Source organism: Serinicoccus shuyuelongi (assembly GCF_045032955.1).
Taxonomy (GTDB): domain Bacteria; phylum Actinomycetota; class Actinomycetes; order Actinomycetales; family Dermatophilaceae; genus Ornithinicoccus.
Map to the genome: position 1 here is coordinate 50,896 of NZ_JBJFZU010000002.1, position 11,768 is coordinate 62,663.

General features: G+C 75.7%; 12 protein-coding genes. 2 read left to right on the forward strand and 10 right to left on the reverse strand.

Annotated features, from left to right (window positions below; translation table 11 throughout):
- Window positions 1–43: 43 nt before the first annotated feature.
- Complete coding sequence (locus tag ACI3EY_RS00485) at window positions 44–697, reverse strand: pyridoxamine 5'-phosphate oxidase family protein (RefSeq protein WP_405039026.1); 654 nt, start codon at window positions 695–697, stop codon at window positions 44–46.
- A gap of 80 nt (window positions 698–777) precedes the next feature.
- On the opposite strand from ACI3EY_RS00485, the gene pdxR reads away from it, so the two are divergent.
- Both pdxR and ACI3EY_RS00495 read left to right on the forward strand, forming a co-directional pair.
- Complete coding sequence (pdxR, locus tag ACI3EY_RS00490; protein WP_405039027.1) at window positions 778–2,271, forward strand: MocR-like pyridoxine biosynthesis transcription factor PdxR; 1,494 nt, start codon at window positions 778–780, stop codon at window positions 2,269–2,271.
- A gap of 47 nt (window positions 2,272–2,318) precedes the next feature.
- Entirely contained in the window at window positions 2,319–2,588 is a 270-nt protein-coding gene (locus tag ACI3EY_RS00495; RefSeq protein WP_405036910.1) for a DUF7218 family protein, read from the forward strand.
- A 10-nt stretch (window positions 2,589–2,598) separates the two neighbouring features.
- Here the strand turns inward: ACI3EY_RS00495 and ACI3EY_RS00500 are convergent, their stop codons facing one another.
- The 9 genes from ACI3EY_RS00500 to ACI3EY_RS00540 all read right to left on the reverse strand — a co-directional run bounded on the left by ACI3EY_RS00500 (window position 2,599) and on the right by ACI3EY_RS00540 (window position 11,720).
- Window positions 2,599–3,333, reverse strand: a complete 735-nt coding sequence (locus ACI3EY_RS00500; RefSeq protein WP_405039028.1) for a class I SAM-dependent DNA methyltransferase — start codon at window positions 3,331–3,333, stop codon at window positions 2,599–2,601.
- 19 nt (window positions 3,334–3,352) lie between these two features.
- Window positions 3,353–4,180: a glycosyltransferase family 2 protein gene (locus tag ACI3EY_RS00505; RefSeq protein WP_405039029.1), complete on the reverse strand. Its 828-nt coding sequence runs from the start codon at window positions 4,178–4,180 to the stop codon at window positions 3,353–3,355.
- Complete coding sequence (locus tag ACI3EY_RS00510; protein ID WP_405039030.1) at window positions 4,173–5,204, reverse strand: glycosyltransferase; 1,032 nt, start codon at window positions 5,202–5,204, stop codon at window positions 4,173–4,175. The genes ACI3EY_RS00505 and ACI3EY_RS00510 overlap by 8 nt, the downstream gene beginning before the upstream one ends.
- On the reverse strand, window positions 5,201–6,319 hold the full coding sequence (locus ACI3EY_RS00515) for a glycosyltransferase (protein ID WP_405039031.1): 1,119 nt from the start codon (window positions 6,317–6,319) through the stop codon (window positions 5,201–5,203). Before ACI3EY_RS00515 ends, ACI3EY_RS00510 begins: the two co-directional genes overlap by 4 nt.
- Window position 6,320: 1 nt before the next feature.
- Entirely contained in the window at window positions 6,321–7,031 is a 711-nt protein-coding gene (locus ACI3EY_RS00520) for a glycosyltransferase family 2 protein (RefSeq protein ID WP_405039032.1), read from the reverse strand.
- Entirely contained in the window at window positions 7,028–8,077 is a 1,050-nt protein-coding gene (locus ACI3EY_RS00525) for a class I SAM-dependent DNA methyltransferase (RefSeq protein ID WP_405039033.1), read from the reverse strand. The genes ACI3EY_RS00520 and ACI3EY_RS00525 overlap by 4 nt, the downstream gene beginning before the upstream one ends.
- Before the next feature lie 89 nt (window positions 8,078–8,166).
- Window positions 8,167–9,279, reverse strand: a complete 1,113-nt coding sequence (locus tag ACI3EY_RS00530) for an acyl-CoA dehydrogenase family protein (protein ID WP_405039034.1) — start codon at window positions 9,277–9,279, stop codon at window positions 8,167–8,169.
- A complete protein-coding gene (locus ACI3EY_RS00535; protein WP_405036918.1) occupies window positions 9,276–9,665 on the reverse strand; it encodes a hypothetical protein in 390 nt (129 codons plus the stop codon). Before ACI3EY_RS00535 ends, ACI3EY_RS00530 begins: the two co-directional genes overlap by 4 nt.
- A 159-nt stretch (window positions 9,666–9,824) precedes the next feature.
- The gene (locus ACI3EY_RS00540) at window positions 9,825–11,720 is read right to left on the reverse strand and encodes a penicillin-binding transpeptidase domain-containing protein (RefSeq protein WP_405036919.1); all 1,896 of its coding nucleotides are present in this window, start codon (window positions 11,718–11,720) and stop codon (window positions 9,825–9,827) included.
- Between the last annotated feature and the right edge of the window lie 48 nt (window positions 11,721–11,768).

An 11,768-nucleotide genomic window follows, 5' to 3' on the forward strand; every position in this document is an offset into this window, starting at 1 on the left:
AGTCGTCGGGGGACCGCCCAGATACGTCCCCCGGAGGGCGGGCTCAGCCGAGCCCGGGGTATGCCTGCTGCACCCGTCGCACCGAGGGCGGCACCGGTGCCCCGGAGCCGTTCCACGGGTCGGGTTCGAGCGGGCCGGCCACCGTCCGCAGCGGGACGACCCCGGTCCAGACGTCCGCACTCCCCTCCTCGGGCTCGCCCGACCCTCCGGCCCGGCCCTTGAACAGCCAGGCGCCCTCGGTGATCGGCAGCGCCAGCACCACGGTGGCCGCCACCTCGCGTCCGGTGCTGGCCCGGACCTCCTCGGTCCGTCCCGGCAGCAGCCTGTCCGTCAGGGCCTCCAGGGCCCGTTCCGCGACCTCCCCCCGCAGCACCTCCGCACTGCCGCGCAGCACCGCGCTGCGGTAGTTGGCGGAGGAGTCGAAGGCGGTGTGCGCGACCACCAACCCGTCCAGCGCGAAGACGGTCATCGTCAGCGGTGCCCCGTCGGCCAGGTGGCGCAGCGCCCCCGCGCCGGTGGAGCCGTGCAGCAGCACCCTGTCCCCGTCCCGGGCCAGCAGCAGCGGGACCGACCAGGGCATACCGTCCAGCACGGTGCAGAGCACCCCGACCGGGACGCTGTCCAGGAGCTCGTCGAGGGCGGCGCGCTCGTCCGTGCCGCGGTCGGGCTTGCGGGTCAGGGTCGTGAGATCACTCATGGATCGATCCTGACCGGCAAGTGGTCCGATCTCCAGGTCCACTTACCGCATCATCGATAGGACCACTTAGGCTCTTCGGTATGCCGCACCCCACCTGGCAAGGTCCGACCCGTCTCCCCGGCACCGGTCCGCTGCCCCGACGGCTGGCCACCGCGGTGGTCGACGCCCTGGCCTCCGGCGCCCTGCACCCGGGGGACGCGCTGCTGCCGAGCCGCCGGCTGGCCGGACAGCTGGGCATCGGCCGCGGAGCGGTGGTCGCGGCCTACGACGAGCTGACCGCGGCGGGCTACCTCGAGGCACGTCCGGGCAGCGGCACGTTCGTGGTCGAGGGCGCGGCGGAGGCCGCCCGCCGCAGCGCCGGTCCCCCGCCGCCGGTGGGGCGCAGCCTCGCGGGGCCGGTGGAGGACACCGGTCTCGGGGCACCCACCCCGCCGCCTGATGCGCTGGACCTGCGGCCCGGGCACGCCGAGCCCGCCCTCATCTCCACGCGGGACTGGCGCGCGGCCTGGCGACACGGCATACCCGACCCCCCGGGGGCCGAGGCGCTGAGCCGGGTTCAGCACCCGGAGCTGCAGGAGGCCCTGGCCGGACACCTGCGTCGGATGCGCGGGGTGACCGCGACCCCGGACGAGGTGGTCGTGGTGCCCGGTGCGAGCGCCGCGTTCACCCTGCTCGCCGTGGCCGCCGGGCTCGCCGGGGCCGACGTCGCGGTCGAGGACCCCGGCTACCGGCGGGCGCGGGCGGCGTTCGTCGGTGCCGGGGCAGGGGTGCGGCCGGTGCCGGTCGACGAGGACGGCCTGGATCCGGGGCTGCTGCGGCCCACCGACGCGGCGGTCTACCTCACCCCGGCGCACCAGTACCCGCTGGGGGCCCGGATGCCGGTCGCCCGCCGCGGGGAGCTCGTCGACCTCGCGCACCGGCAGGGGACGCTGGTGGTGGAGGACGACTACGACGGCGAGTTCCGCTACGGCGTCGCCCCGATGCCGGCGCTGCGCTCGGTGCCGGGCGGCGCCGGGTGCGTCGCCTACGTCGGCACCGCATCCAAGGTGCTGACCCCCGACCTGGGGCTGGCCTGGGTGGTGCCGCCCCCGCACCTGCTGGCCGCGGTGCGGCGCGCGCAGGACCAGCTCTCCCTGGGTGCCTCACCGGTGGCCGCACGTGCCCTGGCGCACCTGGTGGGCAGCGGGGCCCTGGGTCGGCAGCTGGGCAGGGCCGCGCGTCTCTACCGGGCCCGCCGGGACGCCCTGGTGGCCGCGCTGCGGCGGCGGTGCCCGGACCTGCGGGTGGCCGGGGTCGAGGCCGGGCTGCACCTGGTGGTGCTGCTGGACGACGGCGACGGCAACACCGACGGCGGCACCGACACCGCCGTCGTGGACCGGCTCCGGTCGGCAGGCATCTGGGTGGAGGCGCTCAGCGGCTACTTCCTGGGTCGGTCGCGCCCCGGGCTGGTGATCGGCTACTCCCGGCTCCCGGAGTCCCGGGCACCGCTGGTCGCCGAGGCCCTGGCGCAGGCCGTGCTGCGGCCGGCCGAGGCCCTGGCGGACCGCGCTGACAGTGCCGGTCGTCGCGAGTAGCGTCGACCACGACCACCGCAGGGGACGTCACGAGAGGAGCCGGGCGCATGCCCAAGGAGAACGACAACCCGTCGCTGAAGGACCCGGAGCTGTACGAGGAGCTACGTGAGGAGGGCGCGTCCAAGGGGAAGGCCGCGCGGATCTCCAACGCCGCGGCCAACGAGGGTCGTGACACGGTCGGTGAGCGGGGCGGGGAGGCCTCCGACTACGAGGACCGCACCGTCGAGCAGCTCAAGGACCGTGCCCGGGAGCTCGGCCTGAGCGGCTACTCGGACAAGACCAAGGACGAGCTGATCAAGCTGCTGCGCCACCACTGACGCAGGGGGGTCAGCCCGGCGGGGTCCGCCAGATGGACACGTGGCTCTCGGAGTCACCGGTGAAGGGCGTGCCCTGCCAGTCCGCGGTGCGCCGTTCCAACGTCATCCCTGCCAGCCTGGCCATCAGGTCGAGCTCGGCGGGCCACACGTAGCGGTAGTGCAGCACCTCGTGCCGGTAGGTGCCGTCCGGCTGCCGGCTGTAGTGGTGCGACTCCGCCTGCTGGGTCGCCGTGTCGTAGAGGTCGAGGCCGACGTGCTGCTCCCCGACGTGGAAGGGCACCGCCCGCTGGCCCGGCGGGAACCGGCGCAGGGCCGGCATACCGACCTCGACGACGAAGCGCCCGCCCGGCTCCAGGTGCTGGGCGGCGTTGGCGAAACAGGCGACCTGCTTCTCCTGGGTGCGCAGGTTGCCGATGGTGTTGTACACGAGGTAGACCAGCGAGAAGGTCCCCTCCACCCGCGCCTGCGCCATGTCGCCGACGACCACCGGCAGCTCCGGGCGCCGCCGGTGCAGCTGGGCGACCATCGGCTCGGACAGCTCGATGCCGTACACCGGCACCCCACGCTCGGCCAGGGGTATGCCGACCCTCCCCGTCCCGATCGCCAGCTCCAGCGCCCTCCCGTCACCGGCCAGCCCGGCCAGCAGGTCCACCGTGGGGTCGAGCACCTCCGGCGTGAACATGGAGGCGGAGGACTCGTCGTACCGGGCGGCCGCGTCGGGCCCCCACACGTCGCTGGAGGTCATCCGGGCAGTCTGGCAAGCGCTAGCCGGGTCCTCCAGTGGTTTTCAGCGTCAGCTCCGCCTCGGACCAGTCGACCAGGCCACGACGGGCGAACTCCTCCAGCCACCCGGACATCGGCCAGTGACCCCACCGTCGGTGGAAGAGCGTGGCGTTCCGCACGATGTCCTCGAGGTGCTCGACCGGGGGCCGCGACACCGGGTGGTGCTGGTGAAAGGCCTCCGCTCCCCCGACCCAGACCAGGTCGACGCCGCGGGCCCGGGCCCGCGACCCGAAGTCGGTGTCCTCCGCGCCGTAGCCGACGTAATCCTCGTCGAAGCCCCCGATCCGGGTCCAGGTCGCGACGTCCAGCGCGGCGCTCAGCGACCAGAACAGACGGTGGTCGCCGCCGGTGACCACCTCCCCCGCCGGGGGCGCGGGCCGGGACGGGTGCGGGTCGCTGAGCGCGAGCAGGTCCTGGGGGTCCTGGGGCACGTCCCGACCCTCGGGCAGGTAGGTCACCGGGCCGGCCAGCAGGCTCCCAGGCGCTCGGGCGGCCGCCGCGACGTAGGCCTCGACCGCCCCGGGGGCGGGCACGCAGTCGACGTCCAGCAGCACCACCAGGGCGCACCCCGCCTCGATCGCGGTCGAGACGCCGAGGTTGCGGGCACGGGCCAGCGGGAGCCCCCGCGGGTCGGTGGGCAGGTGCAGCACGTCGGCGCCGGGACCCGCCACCGCGCTGATCTCCTCGTCGTCGATCGCGACCACGAGGTGGCGCACCCCTGGCGCGACCCGGGTGAGGACCCGGCGCTGCTCCCGCAAGTGGGCGTGCCGTCCGTGGGCGACGGTGACGACACCGACCCGGTCAGCCATGCGCCACCCTCTCGATCAGGTCGCCGGCCCGACCCGCGGCACCGGCGCACTCCCAGCGGCCCCAGCCCCTGCCCCCTTCGGCGCGGGCGCGGGCCACCAGGGCGGCCCACCCGTGCTCGCGCACCTGCGTCGGTCCGGCGAGCACGGCCAGCCCCTGCCGGCCCAGGGCAGCGGCCAGGTGCTGCTGCTCCGCGAAGGGCCGCTGCTGCGGGGTGAGCACGGCCGGGCGGGCGTGCCGGGCGATGTCGGCCACAGCGTTCTGACCGGCGTGCGCGACCACCACCGCACTGTCCGCGATCAGCGCCCGGACGTCCGGGACCCAGGTGCGGCCGTCCAGGACGACCCAGTCGAGATCGGGGACCGCGGCCCGGACCTGCTCGGGCACGCCGGGGTCGTCGAAGCCCTCTCCGCCGGCCAGGACCAGGCCGGTGCGACGTCCCGCGCCGGCCCGGGGCGCGTCGCTCGCTCCGACCGCCTCCTGGGCCACCCCACCGACCGCCACCAGGTCCGGCTGCGGCACCGCGATCGCCGTGCGCCAGATCGCCGGGGTGGCCCACGCCGGCCAGGGGGCCAGCACCGCGGTGGCGCAGCGCAGCGCGGTGGTGTGCGCCTCGTCCCGGCGGTCCCCGGGCTGGGCCACCAGCACGACGGGGATGCCGAGCAGCCGCGCGAGCAGGGCGACCTCGGTGGACACGTCGACGACGAGCACGGCAGGACGCTCGGCCTCCAGCCAGGCCGCGATCCGTGCCATCCGGGCCCGCAGGCCGGGGTGGCCACGAGGGGCCCAGTGCAGCAGGCCACCCACCTCGGCGTCCACGTCCTCGAGCGCCACGCCGGGAGCCAACGGGTGGTCCAGCGGCAGCTCGACGCACCCCAGCCCCGCCGTCCGCAGCGTCGGCTCGTCCAGCCCCGACCCGAGCACGGTGACCTCCGCCCCCCGGGCGAGCAGCTCGGCGCCCACCACCCGGGCCCGCGTCCGGTGCCCCGCGCCGTGGTGGTGGGCATACCAGCCGATGGTCGTCACGAGAGCACCCCGGACAGGGCGACGGGGTGGGCCTTCACCTCAGGGCGGGCCTGCAGGTCGCGGTAGACCTGCAGGTACCGCTCGACCATGACGTCGGCGCCCAGGTGGGCCAGCGCCCGCCGGCGCACCTCCGGGCGGGGCAGCGAGACCGCCTGCTGCACCCCGTCCCGCAGGCGGGTCACCACCGCGGCCTCGCTCGCGCCACGGTCGTCGACCAGCACCCCGGTACCCTCCCGCACCACCTCGCGGAGGCCGCCCCGGTCGATGGCCACCACCGGCGTCCCCCACACGGTGGACTCGGCCGCGACCAGACCGAACGGCTCGTCCCAGCGCGGGGTCACCAGGGTCGCGGCACTGGCACGCACCAGCCGGGCGATGTCCGCGTGCGCCAGGTGGCCGTGGTGCTCCACGTCCCGACCGAGCTCGGGGGCGACGGCGTGGGCATACCACTCCGGGTCGCTGACCGGGCCCACCAGCGCGAGCCGACGTCCGGCCGCGCGGGCCGCGCGGATGGCGAGGTCCGCTCCCTTCACCGCGGTCAGCCGCCCGACCCACACCAGGTCCTCACCGCCGGGCCCGGGGCCGCCGTCGTCGTCGCTCACCCCGTTCGGGACGACCTGCGGCGGGCGCGGCAGGGTGGTCCAGTCCGCGGCGCTGGCGGCCGACACGCAGACGTAGGCCGCCCGCGGGCCGGCCAGCGCGATGCCCAGCTCCATCCACGGGAAGGGCGGGGTGTGCAGCGTCGTCACCAGCGGGGCCGGCAGCACCTCGCTCAGGGCGAGCGGCAGGAAGTGCAGGCTCTGGTTGTGGACCACGTCGACGTCCGGGCGGGCCAGCAGGTCGCGGACGGCGGCGAGGAAGGCCGCGTGGTCACGCAGGAACTCCGGTTCCGGCAGCGCCGGGTCGACCGCGGCCACCGCGCTCAGCGGCGGCAGGTCGGGGTAGGGGACGATCTCGTCGGCGAGCCCGGGGTCGGTGCCGGCGCGGGCGTACAGCCGCACGTGGTGACCCAGCTCGCGCAGCCCGCGGGCCAGCACCGCGGTATGCGACTCCTGACCGCCCGCGTACGGCTCCCGGACGGGGTGCCGGGAGGTGGCGAGCATCGCGATCCTCATCTCAGCCCGCCTCCTCGGTGACCGTGCCGCGCAGCGTCGTCAGGTAGTCCGAGAAGCCACCACGCAGACGGCCCTGCATCCGGGCCGAGGTGTCCGCGCGCACGGTGTCGGTGGCGACCCACCGGTCGGTGCGGGCCCGGATCCGGCGCACCAGGTCGACGTCCTCGTCGCTGCTGATCGGTCGGAACCCGCCGATCTGCAGGTAGGTGGAGCCGCGCACCCCCAGGTTGGCCCCGTGCACGTGCGGGTGGCCCTCCCGCAGCTGATGCCGCAGGTGCCACTGGGCCAGCAGCTGCGGGTCGGTCAGCCCCAGCGGCTGCACGGTCCCGATGACGGCGTCGTAGTTCTCGGCCAGCGCGAGCTGTCCGGAGATCCAGTGCGGGGGAACGACCGTGTCGGCGTCGGTGCTGGCCAGCCAGGTCCGGGAGGCGGGCACCCCCGCCGCGGCGTCCTCCGCCAGGGCAACCCGGGCACCGCTGTCCCTGGCCGCACCGACCAGGCCGTGCTGCACCACCAGCGCGCGGGCACCGCCCTGGGCGACGACCAGGGCCGAGTCGTCCAGGCAGCTGTCCAGGACGACCGTGGCCCGGCAGATCAGCCCGGGGCGGACCGCGGTGGCGTGCGCGATGGCCTGCCTCACCGCGAGCAGGCAGCGGGAGAGCAGCTCCTGCTCGTCCCGGGCCGGGATGACGACGTGCACCGAGAGGATCACGGTGCCACCCCGAAGGTGTCGACCAGGAAGTCCGGGTCCTCGTGCCGGCTGCGCACCAGCGGCGCCAGCACCGTCCGGGCGGCGGCGTGCACGGAGGGACCGTCGAGAGGGATGTCCGCGGTGGCGTGCCGCCAGTGCACCAGCACGAGCTCCCCGCCGGGCGCCAACCGGCGCACCAGGGCGCCCAGGGTGAGCCACCACTCGAAGGGCGTGAGGAAGTAGCCCACCTCGGACACGACGGCGAGGTCGAGCAGGTCGGGGTGGTCGAGAAGGGCGACGTCATCGAGGTGGTCGAGGCCTTCGAGGACCGCAGGGGCCTCCCCGTGGACCCACACGACACCGGGCGGGGTGTCCCGCCCGGCCACGGCCAGCGCCCGCGCGCTGGCGTCGACCCCCGTGACCACGTCCGCCCGGCCGGCGAGCTCGCGGGTGAGCACCCCGGTGGAGCAGCCGAGGTCCAGCACCCGGGCATACCGCGGGCGCTGGAGCATCGCCAGGGTGAGCGCGCGCTTGCGTCGCTCGTACCAGCTGCCGCTGTCCCAGGGGTCCTCACCGTCGTCGAACATCGCGTCGAAGGTGGCGCCCCGGGGCTGGGGTCGCGGTTCGAGGTGGGGTCGGTCGAGCGACTCCCCGCTCGCGTCGCGGCGCGTGACGAGCACCGTGCAGCCGGGGATGAGCGGGGGCGGTGCGGACCCGTCCGGGTGCGGGGCGCAGGCCACCTCCGGGGAGGCCTCGAGGACCAGCAGCCGGGACCAGGGCAGCTCGGCGTGCTCGGCCGCCCCGTCACGGGACAGGTGGTGGGCGACCTCGACGTCCGCACCGTGCTGCTCGAAGGGCTCCTCACTCGTCCACGGTGCGATCACGAGGGTCCGCCCCGACGGGCTCCCCGAGGAAGCGTGCCCGGGCCGGTCGTCGGAGACGACCACCTCGACACCGGCCCGCGACGCGTCGGCGCACAGCGCCTCCAGCCCGGTCGGCACCCGGTCCCGGTGCGGGGAGACGACCAGGAGTCGGGTCCACCGCCCGAGGAACGTGGACGCCGGCACCGCCGGCACCGAGGCCCACCGCTCGTCCAGGACCCGACGGAGCTCTCCCGCCGCAGGATCCGGGCGGCCCCACGACGACCGCCCGCGGCTCATCCCGGCCCGCCGACCAGGAGGGCGCCGGTGCGGGCGAGGTCGCGTTCGCCGTGGTGCTGGCGCACGTAGAGGGTGAGGTCGGCGACCCGGGCGGCGTGCGCCTCGTCGGTGGCCAGCGGCGCCGGCCCGAGGGCGCGGGCGACCTCGGTCAGGGCGGTCTCGGCGGCGAGCGCAGCCGCGTCCCGGCACCGGGCGGCCAGCAGTGCCTGGGCCTGGGCCCCGGCCGGCGCAGCGGTGCCCGCGTGCGCCGCGTCCCCACCGACCCGGTCCATCCGGTCGGCGGCGTCCCGCAGGGCCAGCTCCGCGGCGCGCAGCGCGGCGTCCAGCCGACCGAGGTGCAGGTGGGCGATCTGGTCGGGGGTCCGGGACCGGGCCCGGACCAGCACCGCCTCGGCGAGCGCGCAGGCCGCCCCGAGCCAGACGGCCGCCACCCCGATGCCGCCCCAGGCGAAGCCGGGCCGCTCCAGGTACCAGCCGGGGGGCCCGACCGGGGTCGCCGGGACGTCGTCGAAGTCCACGGCGGTGCTGCGCACGTGCGGCAGTCCCCGGGCTGCCCAGGGCGCCTCGGGGTGCTGGACGCCGGCCGCGGCGAGCTCCACCACGAAGGCCCGGCGCCGCTCGATGCCGTCACCTGCGTCGTCGCCACCCGCGCCGCCGTCCCCGCCGTCATCCACCGTCTCGTCGTGCGCGGTGACGACCGCGTGGCTGAGCTGGTCGGCCAGCGAGCACCAGGGCTTGGTGCCGTGCAGACGCCACCCCGTCCCGGCGCGTACGGCCCGCAGGTGGCTGCCCGGGGCGTGCGCGGCATACACGCCCCAGGTGCTCCCCTCCGGCGGCAGGTATGCCTGCCCCGTCCCGCTCGCCTGCCCCAGGATCGCCAGGGCGTCCAGGTGCGGCTCGACCACCCGGGCGACGGTGAGGTCGCCGGCGCCCACCGAGCCGAGCGTGCGCAGGTAGTTCCAGGAACGGTGCCCGGGCTCCGCCGCCGTCGGGGAGAGCCGGCGGGCCAGGGCGAGCGCGGCGTCCACGTCGGGACCGGTCTCGGCGGCTGCGGCGCGCAGCTCGGGGTCGGTCCAGTCGACGAAGCCCGCCCGGGGCTGCCCGCTCACGTGCTCCCGGCCAGGGTCGACTGCAGTGCCAGCGGGTCGGCGACGGTGACCGTCGCGCCCGGGTGCCGGAGACGGCCGGTCGGCTCGATGGCCGGGACCGGCGTGGCGAAGGTGAGGCACAGCGCCCGGTCGCCGTTGGTCGCGAAGGTGACCCCTCGGTCGCTGAACGACAGGTGCGGCGGGCCGGCCGTCTTCAGCCAGGCGAACCCTCCGGTCACCTGGGTGTCCACGACGTTCGTCAACGGCGTGCGCAGCCGCCAGGGCCCGAAGCGGACCACCAGCTCGTGCCCGTCCACGACCACCTCGGCGGTGCCGGGGCGGATGCCGAGGGCGGCGGCGGGGAGACGGTACGAGGGGGCGAAGGCGAAGGGGAACGTCTCGCTCACGGGCGTTCCGGTGCGGGCAGGGGCTCCGACCTGTGGTGCGTGGAGCCGTTCACCCGATAATTCTCGTGCCGTATACCGTCATGAGCCTCACTGTAGGCGCGTTTCCGCGATCCCACACCACCCCTGGGGGTTAGCGGGGCCGCGGGGGCGGTGACGGGCTCAGCCGCCGGCCACCTCGGTGAGGAACTCGTCCAGCACCGGGCCGGCGGTGGTGGACCCGAACTCGCCCTCCTCGACGAAGACGGCCACGGCCAGGTCCCCCTGGATCCCGACGATCCAGACGTGCGTCAGCGGCGGGTCCTCGGACCCGAACTCGGCGGTGCCGGTCTTGGCCAGGACCTCGGGTCCGGGGTTGTCCGCGAGCAGCTGGGCGCCCCCGTCGGTGACGACGGCGCGCATCATCGTGCGCAGGTCCGCCGCCTCCTCCGGCTCCAGCGAGCCCTCCGGCTCCGGCACCTCCTGGTCCGCGACCACCCGGGGCACCACCGTGCCGCCGTGCGCGATGCTCGCCGCGACCACCGCCATCGCGGTCGGCGAGGCCAGCACCTGACCCTGACCGATGAGGCTGGCGGCGTGCTCGGTGTCACTCTCGGCCGCCTCCGGCACCGCCCCGCTGAAGGCGGTGACCGGCATGTCCCACACCCCGCCCAGCCCCAGGTCGGCGCCCGCCTCCGCGAGCTCGTCCATCGGGATCTCGTCCAGCTCACCGATCAGGGCGGTGTTGCACGAGTTCGCCATCGCCGTCTCCAGGGTGATGTCGCCCAGCGCCGACTCGGGGTAGCCGGTGACGTTGCCGAAGCTGTACCCGTCCACCGTCAGCGACGGCTCGCAGCGCACGGTGCTGGACGGGGTGAGCCCGCCGCGCAGCAGCACCAGCGCGGAGGCCAGCTTGAAGGTGGAGCCGGGTGGGTACTGGCCGCTGAGGGCGGTGGAGGCACCGGCCGAGCCGGGGCCGTTGGCCATCGCGACCACGTCCCCGGTGGTGTGGTCGATCGCCACCAGCGAGCTCGGTGGCTCGAGGTCGGCGAGCGCCTCCTCGGCGGCCCGCTGCAGGTCCGTGCGCAGGGTGAGGCGGACCGGGTCGGGGGTGACCGGGTCACGCTCCAGCAGGGTCTCGGAGGCCGAGCTGTCCTCGTCGACCGCCAGCACGGCCAGCCCGGGCTCCCCCCGCAGCTCCTCGTCCAGGGCGGCCTGCACCCCGGTGAGCCCGACGACGTCACCGGGCTCCAGCTCCTCGGGCCGTCCCTCGATCATCTCCTGGGTGGCCTGTCCCACGGTTCCCAGCAGTGGCTGGGCGAAGGTGCGGGTGGGGCCCAGCACCTGCTCGTCCTCGACCGCGGCCGCCCCCTCGATGCCCTCCACGTCCCCGGCCAGCGCGCGCCCCTCGTCGTCGCTCTGCCGGTAGGTGATGAGCTCGACGAAGGCCTCTGCCCCCGCCGCGGACACGGCCGCCGCGTAGTCCTCCGGGTCCAGGTCGGCGGCCTCGGCGAGCGCCCGGGCGGCGTCCTCCGCCTCGGCGGCCGGCACGCGCGTCTTGTCGATCCCGAACCGCCACACGGGTCGCGAGGTGGCCAGCGGGTCACCCTCGGCGTCCAGCACGTCGGCGCGTGTCGCCGGCACCTGCTGCAGCTGCAGCACCTGACCGGATGGCACGCCCAGCAGCGCGTGCTGCCAGGATGCCGCCCAGTCCCCTTCCGAGACGCGCATCCGCAACGGGACCTCCTGGCTCAGGTCCTCCCCCTCGCCGGGCAGGTCCCAGGTGAGCCGCAGCGTCGCCTCGGCGCGGTTGTCCTCGCCGGCCTCGGTGACCTCGAGCACGTCGACCTGCAGGGGCACCTCGCCCAGGCCGGCGTAGACCTGCTCCCGACGTTCCTGCGCGGCCTCGGCGGTGCCGTCGACCAGCGGGACGCCGGAGAGCTCACCGGACTCCAGACCCGCCGCCACCTGATCGGCGACCTCCTGCGGGCTGCCGCCGATGCCCGGCTCGCAGGCGGCGAGCGGGACGACCAGGGCCAGGGCGAGTGCCGGTACGACCGACCGGCGACGGGTGCGCATACCTCAGCGAACCAAAGTCGTCCCCGTTCCCCAAACGGGGACACACCG